Origin of the sequence: Bifidobacterium indicum (assembly GCF_036987015.1) — a bacterium.
Taxonomy (GTDB): domain Bacteria; phylum Actinomycetota; class Actinomycetes; order Actinomycetales; family Bifidobacteriaceae; genus Bombiscardovia; species Bombiscardovia indica.
Genome location: NZ_BTXM01000001.1, coordinates 1,053,738 through 1,069,181, shown reverse-complemented (window position 1 = coordinate 1,069,181; position 15,444 = coordinate 1,053,738). Strand labels below are relative to the sequence as shown.

Annotated in this window: 19 protein-coding genes and 1 tRNA gene; 13 read left to right on the top strand and 7 right to left on the bottom strand. The window is 58.9% G+C overall.

All coding sequences use genetic code 11. The annotated features are described in order from the left end of the window. Positions 1–15: 15 nt before the first annotated feature. Positions 16–1,692: an energy-dependent translational throttle protein EttA gene (ettA, locus tag AACP59_RS04660; protein WP_339350093.1), complete on the bottom strand. Its 1,677-nt coding sequence runs from the start codon at positions 1,690–1,692 to the stop codon at positions 16–18. A gap of 301 nt (positions 1,693–1,993) precedes the next feature. On the opposite strand from ettA, the gene AACP59_RS04655 reads away from it, so the two are divergent. The 5 genes from AACP59_RS04655 (at position 1,994) to AACP59_RS04635 (ending at position 5,909) form a co-directional block, all read left to right on the top strand. Then, entirely contained in the window at positions 1,994–2,620 is a 627-nt protein-coding gene (locus AACP59_RS04655) for an ECF transporter S component (protein ID WP_339350092.1), read from the top strand. Positions 2,621–2,798: 178 nt separating this feature from the next. After that, positions 2,799–4,436, top strand: coding sequence for a peptide ABC transporter substrate-binding protein (locus AACP59_RS04650; RefSeq protein ID WP_339350091.1), 1,638 nt, complete (start codon positions 2,799–2,801; stop codon positions 4,434–4,436). A gap of 65 nt (positions 4,437–4,501) precedes the next feature. Further along, positions 4,502–4,575: transfer RNA gene (locus tag AACP59_RS04645), tRNA-Ile, on the top strand. 201 nt (positions 4,576–4,776) lie between these two features. Continuing rightward, entirely contained in the window at positions 4,777–5,310 is a 534-nt protein-coding gene (locus tag AACP59_RS04640; RefSeq protein ID WP_339350928.1) for an ImmA/IrrE family metallo-endopeptidase, read from the top strand. Between the two features lie 2 nt (positions 5,311–5,312). Continuing rightward, on the top strand, positions 5,313–5,909 hold the full coding sequence (locus AACP59_RS04635) for a hypothetical protein (RefSeq protein WP_339350929.1): 597 nt from the start codon (positions 5,313–5,315) through the stop codon (positions 5,907–5,909). A 53-nt stretch (positions 5,910–5,962) separates the two neighbouring features. On the opposite strand, the gene AACP59_RS04630 is transcribed toward AACP59_RS04635, so the two are convergent. The 3 genes from AACP59_RS04630 to AACP59_RS04620 form a co-directional block, all read right to left on the bottom strand. Next, a complete protein-coding gene (locus AACP59_RS04630; protein WP_339350930.1) occupies positions 5,963–6,163 on the bottom strand; it encodes a hypothetical protein in 201 nt (66 codons plus the stop codon). 9 nt (positions 6,164–6,172) lie between these two features. Continuing rightward, positions 6,173–6,814, bottom strand: a complete 642-nt coding sequence (locus AACP59_RS04625) for an excalibur calcium-binding domain-containing protein (protein ID WP_339350931.1) — start codon at positions 6,812–6,814, stop codon at positions 6,173–6,175. A gap of 380 nt (positions 6,815–7,194) precedes the next feature. After that, positions 7,195–7,815, bottom strand: a complete 621-nt coding sequence (locus tag AACP59_RS04620; protein WP_339350932.1) for a hypothetical protein — start codon at positions 7,813–7,815, stop codon at positions 7,195–7,197. A gap of 51 nt (positions 7,816–7,866) precedes the next feature. On the opposite strand from AACP59_RS04620, the gene AACP59_RS04615 reads away from it, so the two are divergent. Beyond that, positions 7,867–9,282, top strand: coding sequence for a 3'-5' exonuclease (locus AACP59_RS04615; protein WP_339350933.1), 1,416 nt, complete (start codon positions 7,867–7,869; stop codon positions 9,280–9,282). Here the strand turns inward: AACP59_RS04615 and AACP59_RS04610 are convergent. Together AACP59_RS04610 and AACP59_RS04605 are read right to left on the bottom strand one after the other, a co-directional pair. Continuing rightward, positions 9,258–9,710, bottom strand: a complete 453-nt coding sequence (locus AACP59_RS04610) for an ImmA/IrrE family metallo-endopeptidase (RefSeq protein WP_339350934.1) — start codon at positions 9,708–9,710, stop codon at positions 9,258–9,260. The genes AACP59_RS04615 and AACP59_RS04610 overlap by 25 nt on opposite strands. Further along, positions 9,700–10,113 (bottom strand): helix-turn-helix domain-containing protein, encoded by a 414-nt coding sequence (locus tag AACP59_RS04605; protein ID WP_339350935.1) that lies wholly within the window; start codon positions 10,111–10,113, stop codon positions 9,700–9,702. Before AACP59_RS04605 ends, AACP59_RS04610 begins: the two co-directional genes overlap by 11 nt. 94 nt (positions 10,114–10,207) lie before the next feature. On the opposite strand from AACP59_RS04605, the gene AACP59_RS04600 reads away from it, so the two are divergent. Further along, positions 10,208–10,450 carry a helix-turn-helix domain-containing protein gene (locus AACP59_RS04600; protein WP_267431105.1) on the top strand — a complete coding sequence of 81 codons (243 nt, stop codon included), beginning with the start codon at positions 10,208–10,210 and terminating at the stop codon, positions 10,448–10,450. Positions 10,451–10,563: 113 nt separating this feature from the next. On the opposite strand, the gene AACP59_RS09625 is transcribed toward AACP59_RS04600, so the two are convergent. Beyond that, positions 10,564–11,214: a DUF8453 domain-containing protein gene (locus AACP59_RS09625; protein WP_502260908.1), complete on the bottom strand. Its 651-nt coding sequence runs from the start codon at positions 11,212–11,214 to the stop codon at positions 10,564–10,566. Positions 11,215–11,291: 77 nt separating this feature from the next. Between AACP59_RS09625 and AACP59_RS04595 the strand changes: the two genes are divergently transcribed. The 6 genes from AACP59_RS04595 to AACP59_RS04570 all read left to right on the top strand — a co-directional run bounded on the left by AACP59_RS04595 (position 11,292) and on the right by AACP59_RS04570 (position 15,138). Continuing rightward, on the top strand, positions 11,292–12,053 hold the full coding sequence (locus tag AACP59_RS04595) for a phage antirepressor KilAC domain-containing protein (protein ID WP_339350938.1): 762 nt from the start codon (positions 11,292–11,294) through the stop codon (positions 12,051–12,053). Continuing rightward, the gene (locus AACP59_RS04590; protein WP_339350940.1) at positions 12,050–12,271 is read left to right on the top strand and encodes a hypothetical protein; all 222 of its coding nucleotides are present in this window, start codon (positions 12,050–12,052) and stop codon (positions 12,269–12,271) included. Before AACP59_RS04595 ends, AACP59_RS04590 begins: the two co-directional genes overlap by 4 nt. A 305-nt stretch (positions 12,272–12,576) precedes the next feature. Beyond that, positions 12,577–13,164 carry a hypothetical protein gene (locus AACP59_RS04585; protein ID WP_339350941.1) on the top strand — a complete coding sequence of 196 codons (588 nt, stop codon included), beginning with the start codon at positions 12,577–12,579 and terminating at the stop codon, positions 13,162–13,164. Beyond that, entirely contained in the window at positions 13,164–14,003 is an 840-nt protein-coding gene (locus AACP59_RS04580; protein WP_339350943.1) for a PD-(D/E)XK nuclease family protein, read from the top strand. The genes AACP59_RS04585 and AACP59_RS04580 overlap by 1 nt, the downstream gene beginning before the upstream one ends. Continuing rightward, positions 14,000–14,665, top strand: a complete 666-nt coding sequence (locus tag AACP59_RS04575) for a hypothetical protein (RefSeq protein WP_339350944.1) — start codon at positions 14,000–14,002, stop codon at positions 14,663–14,665. The genes AACP59_RS04580 and AACP59_RS04575 overlap by 4 nt, the downstream gene beginning before the upstream one ends. Further along, positions 14,662–15,138, top strand: coding sequence for a hypothetical protein (locus AACP59_RS04570; protein ID WP_339350946.1), 477 nt, complete (start codon positions 14,662–14,664; stop codon positions 15,136–15,138). The genes AACP59_RS04575 and AACP59_RS04570 overlap by 4 nt, the downstream gene beginning before the upstream one ends. The last annotated feature ends 306 nt before the right edge of the window (positions 15,139–15,444 follow it).

The window sequence follows — 15,444 nt, the reverse complement described above, 5'->3', positions numbered from 1 at the left end:
GCGTCCCTGTACGTGTCAGCGCGTCAACTTGCGGTGGATCCTATGAGGCCTGGAGGCCTCCTCGCCCAGCCGCTGGACCTTGTTCTCCTGATAGGCATGGAAGTTGCCCTCGAACCAGTACCAGTTGGCGGGATCCTCATCCGTGCCCTCCCAGGCCAGGATATGGGTGGCGATCCTATCCAGGAACCAACGGTCGTGGGAGATGACCACGGCGCAGCCGGGGAAGGCCAGTAGGGCGTTCTCCAGGCTCTCCAGGGTCTCGACATCCAGGTCGTTGGTGGGCTCGTCCAGGAGGAGGAGGTTGCCCCCCTGCTTCAGGGTCAGGGCCAGGTTCAGCCTGTTGCGTTCACCGCCGGAGAGAACCCCGGCAGGCTTCTGCTGGTCGGATCCCTTGAATCCGAAGGAGGCCACGTAGGCGCGGGTAGGGACCTCGATGCCTGCCACCTCGATGAAGTCCAGACCGTCGGAGACCACCTCCCAGAGGTTCTTGTTGGGGTCGATTCCCTCGCGGTTCTGGTCCACGTAGGATATCTTGACCGTGTCGCCGACCTCCAGGGAGCCGGAAGTCAAAGGCTCCAGCCCCACGATGGTCTTGAAGAGTGTGGACTTTCCCACCCCGTTCGGCCCGATGACACCGACGATGCCGTTGCGCGGCAGGGTGAAACTCAGATCGTCGATCAGGACCCGGTCGCCGAAGGCCTTGTGGATGTGTTCGGCTTCCAGGACCTTGGACCCCAGGCGAGGCCCCGGTGGAATCTGGATCTCGGAAAAGTCCAGCTTCTTGTTGTTGCGGGCCTCGTTCTCCATCTGCTCGTAGCGTTCCAGACGGGCCTTGTTCTTGGCTTGCCGCGCCTTGGGGGAGGACCGGACCCATTCCAACTCGGAGTTGAGCCGCTTGGCCAGCTTGGCGTCCTTCTGCCCCTGGACTTCAAGGCGCTTGGCCTTGGTGTCCAGGTAGGTGGTGTAGTTGCCCTGGTAGGGGTAAAGGTGACCGCGGTCCACTTCGCAGATCCACTCGGCCACATTGTCCAGGAAGTACCGGTCGTGGGTGACGGCCAGGACCGCACCCTTGTAGGTGTGCAGGTACTGTTCCAGCCAGAGGATGGACTCGGCATCCAGGTGGTTGGTGGGCTCGTCGAGGAGGAGCAGGTCGGGTGCCTCGAGAAGAAGCCGACAGAGGGCCACGCGACGGCGTTCCCCTCCGGATATGACCGAGACCGGCGTATCGGGGTCGGGGCATTGCAGGGCATCCATGGCCTGGTCCAATTGTGAGTCCAGGTCCCACCCGTCGGCGGCGTCGATTTCCTCCTGGAGCTTGCCCATCTCGGCCATCAGGGCATCGTAATCGGCATCGGGGTTGGCCATCTCCTCGCCAATCTGATTGAAACGATGGACTTTCTCCATGATGTCGCCGTAGGCCATGCGGATGTTCTCGCCGACGGTCTTGTCTTCGTCCAGTGGCGGTTCCTGCTGGAGGATGCCCACCGAGTAGCCCGGGGTGAGTTGGGCTTCGCCGTTGCTGACGGTCTCCAGCCCGGCCATGATCTTGAGCAGGGTGGACTTGCCCATGCCGTTGGGGCCCACCACGCCGATCTTGGCTCCCGGGAGGAAACTCAGCGTGACGTCATCAAGAATGACGCGGTCGCCGAAGGACTTGCGCGCCTTGATCATCTGATAGATAAATTCAGCCAAGGAACTACCTCACAAAAGGTTGGGAATTCAACATTGCAAACTGCACCAATCGTAATGGAGACTTCCGACTTATGCGGCTGGCAAAGCCCATATCTCCGGTGTGAAGGACCTATCGATTTTCCCTATACCCCTCTGGGGGATTCGGGCGGTCGTACAGGGTAGCCTTGAGGAGGCGTTCCCGCCCGACATGCGCAGGTCAAGGGGCGTCGACCTCGGTCCTGGCCGGTTCTGACCAGCCCGGGCCTCTCGCTGTGCGCATGATTGAACGGACCGTTCTTGCAATGGTCGTGATGGAGTAACCATGACAGAGAAACAGCAGGATAATCGAATACCGGCAGCCCGCAGGTTGCGCTGGAGGCCCCTGGACATTGCGGTGGGTGCCGGCCTGGGAGCCGTTTCGGGATTGATCTACTGGGCGGCAAGTCTGCTCTCGTCGTGGGTGTTCCCCCTGATGACGGCCCTCCTTCCGGGTATGGCAGCCCTCCTGCATGGGATTTTCTACTTTCCTTGCACCCTGTCCCTATTGATATTGCGCAAGCCAGGGGCGGCCGTCTATGTGGGAATCATCAGCGTGCTGGTCGAGATTCTGCCCGGCAACGCCTACGGTGGCCCCATGATCTTCGTCGAGGCCATCCTGGAGGCGTTCTGCGCAGAACTGGCTTTCGGCATCTTCCGCTACCGTCGGTGGACCCTGGGTACGACCATCCTGGGTGGCGTCATGATTGCCATGTTCTACAACGCCTTCCTTCTTGCCTTCTACTATCAGGGGGTTTCCCCACTCAGCCCGCGAGGCATCATCGGGACCATATGCGAATTGATCAGTGGAATCGTCCTGGCCGGTCTGGTCAGTTGGGCCCTCTTCCGGGCCATCGGCAGCACCGGAGCCTTGGACCGTCTGGCCTCCGGCCGAGACGTCAGACAGGTGTGAAGCCGTCGGCCCCATGGGGGTGCACTCTCAATCCATCTTCACAGGGTGCGGGCATCGATCCGCAAGTTGCCGCTGGGGGGGGGGGGGACTCGCCCTCCTGGGCTCTTATCCCACCAACCCGTGCAGAACCACATAAGATGGACCCACGATGCCCGAATCGGGCAGGAAAGGTGTCGCCATGACCAACCTTCGTTCTTATCTGGCAGCGGGCATACTTCCCCTTGTCCTGATGGCCGGTGCCTGCGGTTCTTCGGGCGGCAGCCGGGTGCAGGGGGAGACGGACCCCCGGGCGGCCATCAGTGTCAACAACACAGAGCCGACCGCGCCCCTGATTCCCTCAAGCACCAACGACACGGCCGGGTGGAAGGTGGTGACCCAACTCTTCGATGGGTTGGTCACCTTCGATGCAAAGGGCCGACAGACCCTGGTTCAGGCCAAATCAATCACACCCAACCAGGATGCCACCCAGTACACGATTGTGCTCAGACCGGGGCTGAGGTTCAGCAACGGGGAGATGATCAAGGCGAAGACCTATGCGGATTCTTGGTCCTTTGCTGCCAATGCGGCCAACGGTCAGTTGGGGGCTTCCGCCTTCTCCACCATCGAGGGGTACGACCGGATCCAGGACGAGCATGGCGATCCCAAGGCGACCCTGTCCGGCCTGGAGGTCGTGGATGACCTGACCCTGAAAGTGGCCATGGCCAGGCCAGATTCGTCCTTCCCCTACAAAGTGGGCGACGTGGCCTTCCTGCCGCTGCCGGCATCCGCCTACAAGGACATCAAGGCCTTCGGCAATCATCCGGTGGGGAACGGACCATATCGGTTCAAGTCATGGGTGCCCAATCAGGGGATTGAACTTGAACGTGATCCCTCATATAAGGGGCCCCGCAAGGCCCGTAACGGGAGTTTGGAATTCAGGGACTACCAGAGTCTTGATGCGGCCTATGCCGATGCCCAGGCCGGTCGTCTGGACGTGCTCGATACGGTACCGGTCTCCCGACTGAAGACCTTCCGTCAGGAGTCGGCCCTCCAGCCCCTGGTCAAGCCTGGCCCAGCCTTCCGTTCCCTGACCGTCCCGCAGGCTCTGCCGCATTTCCAGGGACGGGAGGGGGCCTTGCGCAGGCAGGCATTATCCCGTGCCATCGATCGGAAGGGTATAGCCGACAAGGTCTTTGCAGGCTCGGTCGTTCCGGCCAGTGACTTCCTTGCGCCGACCATCACCGGGCACGCGGGTGACATCACGGGGCATGAAGTTGTGGACTACGACCCCGATAGGGCTCGGGAACTGTGGAAGGATGCCGACGCCATCTCCCCCTGGGAGGGGACCCTGAGGATCGCCTACAGCGCCGACGGGACCGACAAGGATTGGGTCGATGCCGTCCTGCACGGGTACTCCAAGGTACTGGGAATCAAGGCCGATGCCAACATCTTCCCGACCGGCAAGGAGTTCAACACCGCCGTCCACAACCGTCAGGTGAACAGCTTCTTCAATTCCGGTCTGACTTCGGACTACCCCCATCCCGAAGGGTATCTGGTGCAGGGATACGCCTCCTCCCAGGCCGATGGGAAGGGGCTCAATAACGGCGACTACAAGAGCGGTGAGTATGACGCGATCCTGGCCCGGGCAGCGACCAAGGTCGATCTGGACAAGTCCATGGAGGACTACCGCCAGGCCCAGACCGTTCTTTTCAAGGACCTGCCGGCCTTGCCGCTGTGGTACCGGAAGGTCTCCGCAGTGGCCGGCAAGCAGGTGCGCGACGTCCCCTTTGGGTATATGGGGTTGCCGGTCTACAACCGGATCACCAAGCAGGTCTGACGACTCGGTCCGTGGCGTTATGACGTGCCTGTTTGATACCATGACTCTGCCGACCACGTCGGCGTGGGGCCTTAGCTCAGTCGGTTAGAGCAAACGACTCATAATCGTTCGGTCCAGGGTTCAAGCCCCTGAGGCCCCACAGGTTCGAAACCCCTACAGCCACAATGGTTGCGGGGGTTTTCTCATGCCCTCTGAAACCACTCAAAACCCCTCCTGTGTACGGTATGTGTACGGTAAAATGCAATCCGGATCAGGTATGGTGTACCGGCATGTGCGATGATAGACTGATACCACCCACACAAGATTGTCTGTTGGGATATACTCGCGGGAGGTGGATTGAATGGATAAGAAAATAAGAGTTGATGACATTCAGACCCCTGCGAAGGCGGCCACTGAAACTCTTCTGAAGACAGTAGCCGACCCGGATGGGAACGTTGTTCTGCCCATAGATGTGCATGAAGTTCTTCGCAAGATGGGCATAAAGACTGAAGTTATGCTGCTCCAAGGGGACACTTCGGGTTTGCTGGTCAAAGACAAGCCCAACGAGCCTTTCAAAGCTGTTTCCAATATGCTGGACCATCCTCATCGTGTGCGCTTCACATACGCTCACGAGCTCGGACATTACATCCATTCCTATCAGGATCTTCCCGAGGATAAGGTAGCGGGCAAGGTGGAGAAGCGTGACGAACTCTCCTCTCGTGGATGCGACTCGGAAGAGATCTGGGCTAATCGGTTCGCGGCCGCGTTGCTGATGCCGGCATCCATAGTCAGACGTTATTGGGGAAAGGCCTATTCCCCTGAGTTGATGGCAGAAAAGTTTGATGTGTCGCCAAGCGCTATGAATAACCGTCTCTCGGGCTTGGGCCTTATCTAGCAATGACTGATTCACGCGACGATACCACAGAGGATGGAAAGTTTGAGAGCGACGAAGCGATCAAGCTCTATAGGGGAAACGCACAGCAGTTATTCTCTCGGTCTGAAGTATCGAGTTATATAGAACAGCAGGCTAAGTATTATCTGGACCGAGAAGAGGAAAAACGACACGGTGTCGAAAATCTCACTGGGTCCGGAAGCGAGACCGCCAGACTGAGTGTGAAGTCGGATCAGCATCGATTTGAAGAAATCGAGGGGGATCGCAGACAGGCGTTAAGCGAGAGGGTCAAGGACGAGAACAAACTGAGAAACTTGCTCGGGTATGTTCTTCTCGGGATAGTTGGCGTACAGCTTGTAATAAGTGACGTCTTCCTCTATAAGTTCATGTGTGCTAACCCGCATTCAACCTCTGTCATGTTGGCGTGGCTCAGTGCGTGTGTCATTGAAGTCATCGGCCTCGTCTGGGTCATAACGCGCAGCATCTTCCCATTCAACGATGGTGATAGGGATACGAAGGCCGAGGATATGTCGTGGCCTGGAAGGATATCCCAGCAGACAGACGTGAAGACCAGCCAAACTATCGATTCAACCGAGGATTAGGCTGTCTCCCCACATAAAGGAAAAGCCCCGCCGAAGCGGGGCTGTCCGGTTTCCTACTTGAAGAGGTCCCAGAGGCTGAAGGTGGTCTTCCGGTAGACTTTGTTATAGGCTGCTTTCTTCGGGTTCTTCACCCAGCCCACGCCTTTCCTGCCGTAGCCGGGGATGATGGCTTTCTTGGCCTGCCTTTTCCATTTGCCTGTGGTCCTGGCGCTAATGGACCGCTTGATGCTGGGTTTGCGCATGCCTACTTTCATGGTGTCTCCTTACTCGCAGGCCACGCCGTCATGGTCCCGGTCCAGGGCAGGACGGTACCCCGGCTGACCCTGGTACAGGGGTGCCTTGCCGGCGGCGCGGACCGCATCGCAATTCTGGTAGTACTCATAAGTGTCCGGTGCGGGTGCCGGCGCTGGTGCCTGGGCCGGGGCTTGTTCCTGGGTGGGCTCCTGCGTCGGGGCGGGGGCCGCTGACTGAGCTGGAGCTGGCGCTGGTTGGGTTGCTGTGTCATGTCTGAGCGAGATGACCGGCTTTGTGTCTGCGGATACGCCTGTGACCGTCCAGTTACTGTCGAGGATGGGGGTTTTCCCGTCGTCGGTCTGAACCGTGTAATCGGTGGTGGTCCAGTGGTGGTCTGTCAGGGTCCTGCTGGCCTCGTCCCATTTCCTGCCGACCAGGGTCTGCATGTCGAAGGTCTCCTTCGCGGGCTGGGAGACCGCAGGCTGGGTGCTTTTACTGCTTGCCGGGGCTGACGCCTCCTTCGACCCGCCTTGCCCGAAAGCCAGGCCCAGGATGAGCACAACCGCCACCACGATCCAAACCCAAGTGCGCTTGTACCAGGGCTTCTTCTTGCCCTTGCCTCTGCGCCTCCCGCCGGCGTTGCCTTGATCTTCGCCGTTCGGGACTGGCATGGCTGCCGCCCCTTGTCCCGCGTCCCCCATGGGTTGCTGTGCTGGTCCTTGATAGGGCACCTGGTCGAATTGCTGGGTGGGTTGCTGTAACGGCACGGTTTGCGTTGGTTGTTCCTGCGCAGGTGGCATTGCCTGGGTTGGTTGTTCCTGTACGGGCTGCATCGGCTGCGTGGGCTGCTCCGGCTGCGGACGGTACCTGTCGTACCCGTCGCCTGTGGGGTCCGTCATCTTTCTTCCCTCTCTTGTCATGTCGACTGTGACAACAAAAAAGTACCACCAGCGCACGTCAGACAGCCGGTATAAAGAAAGCCCCAACGAAGCGGGGCAGAGAATGGGCGAGAGCCCATTAGCAGCATTTTATGCCGGGTGGGAGCACTGACTCATTTCAGTTCGTAGTTATTGTCTGTAAGGAAGTAGCTGTATTCCGGCTGGCTTTCCTCATTGATATGTACCGGCTTCCATGACAGTCCGATCATCGTTGCGCCGGACGGCACCTGGAACGGGTAAGTCATCGCTGAGGATAATCCGGGTTGGAGTTGTGTGTTGCATTCCGGGTTTCCTTGGACCTGGTACAGATCCTTTATAGGGGTATACTTCTGGTTTTCCGAGTTGTAGGCGTTGATCTCGACGGGGTAGCTGCATGTCAGGTCGATGGGTTCCTTGCCTGTGTTGGTGATTTCCGTGGTGACCACCCAGTATTTTGCGTTCGGGTCCGCCGCTTTTGGTGCGTATTCATGGTTGCTGCACCCATCTCCGCATGTATCGTAATTGATATTGGGCTGGTCGCTGGCGGAGACCAGCTTCATCCTGATCCCATCGTTCTCCACCGTCTCGCCTATACCCGGCGTCGGCTTCTTGGTTGGCTTTTCCGTGGGTTTGCTTTGGGCGGTTTCATGCTGCTCCGACTGGCTGCTTTCGGCGGCACCGTTTCCGCAAGCCGACATTGCAAGCGGAATCGATATAGCCAATACAACGGTCCACAATTTCCTGGTGGCGCGCATGTGTTTCTCCTCCCGGTCTTCTGTGACTGTCCGCCAGCCTATCAGGAGGACATGTCCACCTTAAAAAAAGCTACAAGAGTAGATAATGATGATGGTGTTTCGTCCCCTTGTTGTAGTTTTGCGGTTATGGGTAAGAAGGGTAAAGGTGCCGTCTGGAAGATAGTGGTCGCTTTCATTCTTGTATGCTTGTTTGCTGCCTATCCGGTGGCGGGTGTCGTCTGCCTGGTGCTGGTCCTGCTAGTCGCTTTCCTCGCTTCCAGGTCCGGTCGGGGCAGGCATGCTGGTCAAGCCGGTAGTCATGAGAGCGGAAAACGTTATGAGGGTGGTCTTGATTCTGTCGTGTCTCCCGAATTCACTGGGAGGTATCTGGGTGATGATGGTCTGCCAGTTGATTATGTGGCTTTGGATACGGAGACGACGGGTCTGCATGCCGATAGGGACAGGATCATCGAGATAGGCGCTGTGAAGGTGCGCGGCCGGCAGGTGGTCGATCGTTTTTCCATGCTTGTCGATCCGGGTCGTGCCTTGGATGAGCGGATAGTCGAACTCACCGGGATTACCGATTCGATGCTGAATGGGCAGCCGGGCATCGTTCGGGTGCTTCCCGCTTTCTGGTCGTGGGTCGGGGATGATCCGCTGGTGGGGCATAATCTGCGTTTCGACATGGGGTTCCTGGAGGCAGAGGGTGACCGGATAGGGGTGGAAGCCCCGGAGGGTGTCATCTGCATGGATACTTTGCAGATGAGTCGGGCCATGTTTCCCGAGGAGCGGCATCACCGGCTTGAGGATCTCATTCGCAGGTTCGGCATTGCGCAGTCCGAGGAGCATCGCGCACTTTCGGATGCCGGACAGACGCAGCAGTGTTTCGAATGGATGCGCGACTATATGAGAAGGCTCGGAGGGGGTTTCTCGACCATCTCATCAGGCGGTGGTGCCGCAGCCTCGCATGAAGTCGGATCGTCGCTTGGTGCGTCGGCGGCGGACCAGTCGAGGCATTTCGGCGGCCATGACGTGCGCCGGCCGTGCAATAAGAGGCCTGAAGGGGATTGCATCGTCGAGAATGTCGGTTCATGGCAGACGGTCGGGGTTGCTGGTGCGGGGAAGCATCAGGGTGTATTCATGCGTTTCCCCCGCAATGCCGAGGTCTGGGTGGCTTTGACCCACGGGATCATGCCCTCGGGCAAGCATGCGGGCGAGCCCATCATCGATGTCTGGCTGGATGGAGAGAACGCCGGATATCTGACAGTGCTGCAGACCTCCCGTCACTGCAGGCAGGTGCCACCACAAGGAGGCGTCTCCTACGCGCACTTCGGCGCAACAGGAGGGAAAGGCAAACTGCAGTTACGCGTCTCATTCCCCTATGCGCACCCGGAAATCGACTATAAGCGATACGCACAAACACTGGATGATGATGGCCGGGTGGGCACGAATGGTCCGGGTATTCAACCATCGACCATTGAGAATTGATAAAGACGCTGGACCAGGATCATCCTGTAGTCTTTGACAACCTGGAGGGTCACGTCGAGTTCGCAGGCGATCTGGTAGGCGTCCCCCTCGTACATGGTTTCCGCGGTCCGGTATTCGAGCGGGTTGATCAGCTTCAGCGCGGTCTGCCTCCTGGCGCGGTGTTCGACGCGGGTGTCGTAGATGCCGCCCATGGATGTGTCCCTGTGTGCCCAGTGGATGAGCTCGTGCAGGAGCGTGCACCGTTTCTGCGTGTAGGTCATGCTCCGGTCGATGAGGATCATGTTGGCATGCTGGTCGTAGCATCCTTCCATGTTCCCCGGCAGGTGCGCGCTGGCTATGGTCACGTCGAGGTTGTCGGCCTGCCTGCGCATCTGCCCGTACGTCGTCGTTGACGTGATCCCCTTCAGGTAGTGCGGGTCAGCGTCCATCGCCACCTTCTTTCTCCTGCTCCTTGTAGGGGTCGGTGGATGCGACCAGACCCTGGTCGCCGGCCTTGATCTTGTTCAGCACGTACTGGATCTTCTCATCCTCGGGAAGCTGCGACGGATCGACCTCGAGTGGCGGGTAGGGGCCAAGTTCATCGGTCACGCGCTGCTCGGCTCTTTTGACGACCACTGTAAAGTCCATCCCGATGTAATCGCAGATTTTGTTCGCGACTGCGACATCGATCGGGGGTTTGGCGTTCAGCCAGTTCGACATTGCTGATCTTGCGTGGCCTAGTGCGTCGGCTACCTTGCCTTGGCTGTATCCGTGTGAGGCGATGGCACCTTTTAACTCGGCACCGATGTATTTGCTGAAGAGCATTGCCCTGTCCTGGATGATATTGGTCATAGAAGTACTATACAACAGTTTTGAGGAATAGTGTTAGTCAAATCAAGCACAATTGAGTTTGACACGTTCATTATGAACCATTACTGTTAGTCATATGAGGTATAGCGATATCAATCAAAGAATTGCGAGCAAGGTCAATGCAGCAATCGAGGCGTCAGGAATCAAGAAAGTCGCCTTATCAGAAAAGACCGGGATGCCAAGCAGCACCCTCAATTCAAAACTCCGTGCTTATACGCCGTTCACAGTGGAAGAGGTTTTCCGTATCGCAGAAGTCATAAGTTGCGATCCGATTCTTCTCCTTACTGATAAGTCAGAGAATCAGCGGCTGGCGGCGTGAGATGAGGCTGCCTTTTCCCGCCAGGTGTGTGAATCCCGTGTTTGCTGTGCCGGAGGCTCCTGAGGAGACCATGGAGGATGGGGATCTGATTCTTCTGTTCCGTGATGGTCGTTCTAAGCGTGTCCGTTCGCATCGTGGAGACCAAGCTCGTTCGGGTCCAGTCCTAGCAGATCAACGTATTCACGCAGGGAATACGGAGTTTGACGTGCGGATGCGCGTAGTTGTGCAAGAGCCAACTGTTGCTCTGTTCGGGGAAGAGGGGCTTTGGGCTCTAATTGGCACTGCAATGCGTCAGTTCGGTCTTTTTGGCTCTGGCGAAGGCGTGTGGGTTCCTCTGACCATAATAGGCGAAGTTTCGGCTTTTGTCTCGAAGTCTTCCTGTTGGGAAGAAGCATGATCGTGCAGGATTCACCGGGTCTGAGGATCGGTTGTGAGTCGGAGAGCGTGATGGTACCGCCATCGGGGGATTCGTGCTGCTCGAAGAATCTTGCTTCGAAGTCGTCAAGGGGTTTTAGCTGGATGTCGTGCGCGGTGCCGTCCCCGTTGTTCCTGATAAGAAACCAGACCATCGGCCGCCTTAGTTGCGTGGCTACGACGAGCTGTCCGATCTGCTCGGGTGTCAGGTTGGGGTATGGATATGTGCGTTTTTCGTATGTCAGTTTGGACGTTTTGCGCGCATGCCATGGCCACCAGACGGTTACGAATGCGGCCACTACTGCCACTGCCGCGCATATGGCGGATATCCAGTCAGTTATCGAACCCATATTCAGATTTTCCCATATAAGAAGAATGCCGCAGGTACCAGCTGCGGCAGTGACAAGAGAAAGTAGGTAGATATCTGATGTCAACTGATATTGTACAGCCCTTTGATTTCAAGGGCCATAAGGTGAGGACCCTGACCTTTGAGACGGGTCAGACCTGGTGGGTGCTTAAGGACGTGTGCGAGGTCCTGGGGATTCGGAATGCGACGGATGTTGCGAAGCGTTTGGACCAGGATGAGGTGACTAGATTCAATCTAGGGGGCTTGTCCGGTCAGGCCAACATCGTCAACGAGACTGGACTTTACAGGATCATTCTCCGCTCTGATAAGCCGGAGGCCAAAGAGTTCCAGCGTTGGGTGACTCACGATGTGCTTCCCTCGATCCGCGTGCATGGGGGCTACATGCTGGGGCAGGAGCATATGACCCCGGAGCAGATGGCCTTGGCATCCATGCGCTGGCTTCAGTCCAAGGTCAGGGCGCAGGAGGAGCAGCTTGGCCGGCAAAGGCCGAAGGTCCTGTTTGCTGACGCGGTGAGTGCGGCGCATACGGACATCCTGGTCGGTGATCTGGCGAAGATCCTCAAGGGCAATGGTGTGGATATTGGCGGCACCAGGCTGTTCGCGTGGATGCGCGAGCATGGCTATCTGATGAAGGCGGGCAGTGCGAAGAACATGCCGACCCAGCGTGCCATGGAATTGGGGCTCTTCCATGTGAAGGAGACCACGGTCGTTCATGCTGATGGGCATACGACGATCACTAAGACACCGAAGGTGACGGGGAAGGGGCAGGCGTACTTCATCAGCCAGTTCCTTGACGGCAAGGACATGGGGGTGGCGGCGTGAGCAGGCGTGTGGCTTCCGGTGCTCCGGTGATTTTCGAGCTGCTGAATCGTAAGCAGGCCGCATCCCGGACCCCGTTTGGCGACGAGAAGTTCGACAAGCTGTTTGGACACTTGTATCGGGTCGACCCGGATGGCAATAACGGCGGTTTTCTGACTACTGATCTTCAGGCTGAGGTTGAGTCGTGGCCTTTCAAGGCGGATGTGGAGCAGGCATCATGACCGCTGATCAGTTGGCTTTGTTGGAGTTGGAGCGTTTGGATCCGGCTACTCGTGCTCGTCTTGGGCTTGGGGGTGGGTGTGATGCGCCTGTTGACTCCTGATGATATCCGGCGTGCGGAGTTCCGGTCGTGGCGTGGGTTTTTGTGGCGTCCTGACCGGTATGACGCGGATGAGGTTGACGCCTATCTGGACGAGTGCGCGCTGTCTATTGCGGCGTTGAGGAAGCAGTGTGAGCGGCTGAGGGCGCAGGTGCCCTGGTCGCCGGCTCGCATTGATGAAGGACCAATCGTAGTGAAGGAAAACAAATGAGTGACAGGGAATGGTATGAGGGCCTGACGGCTGAGGAGCTTGAGGGCAAGCATGTGCTGGTGACCTATGACGAGGGTTGTGTTGTGTCTGGTCGTATGGTCGAGTGCAATGGCGACGCGGTGATTGCTGATGGCTCGTGTGATGGCGTGGGTGTCCTGTGGCGTGATGGCGATGGGCTCAAGCTCGATAAGGGTGTGCGTGATTTCCGTCTGGTGTGGGATGAGCGTGACTGGGAGCAGATCCGCACGGAGGATGTCAGCAAGGCCGACGCGATCGTGGTCAATGGGCGTCTGCTGCGGGTCACCCGTGTCGTGCACGACGTGTTTCTGGTGGGGGATTGTGACCCGGTCCCGGTTTTCTTCGTTTCGTGTGCTGTGCGTCGCCGTCACGAGCTGCCGATCAAGCCGGGTGCGTACAGGGGTATCGATGGTGCGTTGCTGGTTCGGGTAGCGACTAGGAACCGAAACCGGTGGACTTACACATCCGCAGATTTCACCGAGTCCGGGTCTTTCATCGATGAAGAGGTGGCTAGAAGGTACCTGCCTTTGACTCCTGTGCATTTCGTGGACGGGAGGGCCGAGTGATGGTTGCTGATATCAGGCAGCTTTCCGATAGTGAGTATTTCGCTGACCCTGCTTTGGACCAGTCGGCTTTGAAGCGGTTCATGGTGTCGCCCTTGTCGTATGTGGATTATCTGGATCATGGCCTGGACGTGTCGGGTGATGCCTTGGAGTTCGGTAAGGCGGCTCATGCGTTGGTGCTTGGCACTGGTGCGGAGATTGTGGAGCGTCCGAATCTGCGTACGAAGGCTGGCCGGGCCGAGTTGGAGGAGTTGAAGGCGAGGGATGATGCGGCGGTGTTGTCTGCCGCCGACCTGTCGAAGGCTGAGGCGATGGCTGCGGTCACGTCACCTTACTTCGATGCGATACCGGGCAGGCCGGAGGTGGCCGTGTTCGCTGATGACCCTGCGTCCGGCTTGGAGTTGAAGGGTAAGTATGACTGGCTGCCTGATGCTCCTGACGAGGATGGGGTGCTGCGTATCCGTGATTACAAGACCACGGCTTCGGACCCTCGTGATTTCCCGAGGGATGCGGCCCGTCTGGGCTATCACATCCAGGCGGCCTTCTACATGATGCTTTACCGGCTGGGCGGGTATGAGGGTCCGATTGGTTTCGAGTTCGTGGTGCAGGAGAAGAAGCGCCCTTACGACTACATGGTGTGGCGGATGGCCGAGGACAGTCAGGAGATCGGGATGGCCGGCGAGCATATCGCGCAGGCCTTGGATGAGCTGGCCGGGTTCAAGCGTGACAGTCCCGGCGACTGGAGGCAGCGGATGGCCTGTTACGGGCTGGACAAGACCCCCAGGGACGTGCGGTTCACGGGCTGGCAGATCGATCGTGAGTACGAGGAGATGGAAGCATGAGCGAGCAGGAGAGCAAACCCGTGAAGGGCACGGTCTGGGAACGCATCCAGCGGGCCAGGGAGAACATGAGTATCACCAAGTCCGGCAAGATGCGGCTTGGTGGGAGCAGCATCGAGTATGCGACCATCGACGACCTGTACAAGGCGGTCAACAGCGCGCTGGACTCGCAGGACCTGTGGCTGAGCACCCCTCTGATCGACAATGCGGTGCATGTGCGAGTCGTGGACGTGAAAACCGGCAAGGGTGAGGACCTGCTGGCCTACCCGTGCGTGCTGACCGGTCAGGACGTGAAGAAGGATGCGGGCACGTGGACGAGCTGCAAGCGGTACGCGATCACCAGCGCCTTCAACCTCGCCTCCGGTGACGAGGGTGGTTCGGAGCAGATGGCCGTCAAGGAGGAGGAGCGCGCCCAGCGTGGCTTCGTGGGCCGTCAGCGTTTCCGTGGCGTTCCCGACCAGGAGCTGACCCGGATCAGGGCCGCCCTGGTCAAGGCCGGTGTTAACCAGCCGGACGAGCAGCGGCAGAGGGTGAGCGCCATCATCGGCAGGCCCGTCGCGGGCAGGCTGTCGGACGCGCACCTGACGCCCGCCGAGGCGGAGAAGCTGCTGACGACCCTGGGTGAGACTGGTGGCCTTGAGGTTGAGGCTGGTGGTGCCCGATGATGCGGCTGAAAACAGTCACCGGGTTCTTCGGCAAGTACATCGACGAGAAGGTGCAGGTGTACGAGTGCGACCAGTGCGGGGCCAGGACGTATGCGCCCGGCTTGGATGGCTGCCCTTTGTGTGGCGGCTGTGGCAGACCATCGGACCGGTATGTGACGGCGCTTGACACGGTGGACTCGTATACGCAGGTCAGGGGCGACAGGGTGCGGGGCGACGAGTGCGGTTGGCCGTCCTTGCAGACCGTGTACGTGGCCGTCGCCCCGGGGACGGTGACGAATGTCCGTTTCGACCTTGATGGCGTGGGTATCAAGGCGACCAGGGCGGGTATCGGCGGCAATCCGTTCCATGCCGGGTATCGGGAGGCGTTCCTCCTCGCTCTGGATGGCAACCACCAGTATGAGCCGCAGGCTTTGGCCGAGGAGCTGGTGTGCAGGGTGGTCAAGGATCTGGGGGCGCGTCATGCCGCTGAGTGATCTGGCTCTGCTTGGTGCCGTCGTGTGTGGCGTGGTCTTGTTCTTCGCTCTGCCGTGGACGTTGGTGGAGCCGCGGCTTGGCCTGGTGGACTTGGCTGCCCTCGTGTGCGGCTGCTGGTGCATGGAGCGGGGTGAGCGGGCATGACCCTGCCAACCCGTCCTGGCTGCTCGTGTGCGACGTGCATGCGCGTCACCTCCAGCGTCTGTGAGAAGTGCAAGAGGTCCTCGTGCGCTCACGCCTTGTGGTGCGGCTACGAGTGCAATGCGGAGGCCGAATCAAGGCATGGCACGACCAGACGCTACCGG

Bases quoted from the DNA above. Each gene is read 5' to 3' on its own strand.
- AACP59_RS04655 (WP_339350092.1), top strand. From the start codon at position 1,994: ATGACAGAGAAACAGCAGGATAATCGAATACCGGCAGCCCGCAGGTTG.
- AACP59_RS04650 (WP_339350091.1), top strand. From the start codon at position 2,799: ATGACCAACCTTCGTTCTTATCTGGCAGCGGGCATACTTCCCCTTGTC.
- AACP59_RS04640 (WP_339350928.1), top strand. From the start codon at position 4,777: ATGGATAAGAAAATAAGAGTTGATGACATTCAGACCCCTGCGAAGGCG.
- AACP59_RS04635 (WP_339350929.1), top strand. From the start codon at position 5,313: ATGACTGATTCACGCGACGATACCACAGAGGATGGAAAGTTTGAGAGC.
- AACP59_RS04630 (WP_339350930.1), bottom strand. From the start codon at position 6,163: ATGAAAGTAGGCATGCGCAAACCCAGCATCAAGCGGTCCATTAGCGCC.
- AACP59_RS04625 (WP_339350931.1), bottom strand. From the start codon at position 6,814: ATGCCAGTCCCGAACGGCGAAGATCAAGGCAACGCCGGCGGGAGGCGC.
- AACP59_RS04620 (WP_339350932.1), bottom strand. From the start codon at position 7,815: ATGCGCGCCACCAGGAAATTGTGGACCGTTGTATTGGCTATATCGATT.
- AACP59_RS04615 (WP_339350933.1), top strand. From the start codon at position 7,867: ATGTCCACCTTAAAAAAAGCTACAAGAGTAGATAATGATGATGGTGTT.
- AACP59_RS04610 (WP_339350934.1), bottom strand. From the start codon at position 9,710: ATGGACGCTGACCCGCACTACCTGAAGGGGATCACGTCAACGACGACG.
- AACP59_RS04605 (WP_339350935.1), bottom strand. From the start codon at position 10,113: ATGACCAATATCATCCAGGACAGGGCAATGCTCTTCAGCAAATACATC.
- AACP59_RS04600 (WP_267431105.1), top strand. From the start codon at position 10,208: ATGAGGTATAGCGATATCAATCAAAGAATTGCGAGCAAGGTCAATGCA.
- AACP59_RS09625 (WP_502260908.1), bottom strand. From the start codon at position 11,214: ATGGGTTCGATAACTGACTGGATATCCGCCATATGCGCGGCAGTGGCA.
- AACP59_RS04595 (WP_339350938.1), top strand. From the start codon at position 11,292: ATGTCAACTGATATTGTACAGCCCTTTGATTTCAAGGGCCATAAGGTG.
- AACP59_RS04585 (WP_339350941.1), top strand. From the start codon at position 12,577: ATGAGTGACAGGGAATGGTATGAGGGCCTGACGGCTGAGGAGCTTGAG.
- AACP59_RS04580 (WP_339350943.1), top strand. From the start codon at position 13,164: ATGGTTGCTGATATCAGGCAGCTTTCCGATAGTGAGTATTTCGCTGAC.
- AACP59_RS04575 (WP_339350944.1), top strand. From the start codon at position 14,000: ATGAGCGAGCAGGAGAGCAAACCCGTGAAGGGCACGGTCTGGGAACGC.
- AACP59_RS04570 (WP_339350946.1), top strand. From the start codon at position 14,662: ATGATGCGGCTGAAAACAGTCACCGGGTTCTTCGGCAAGTACATCGAC.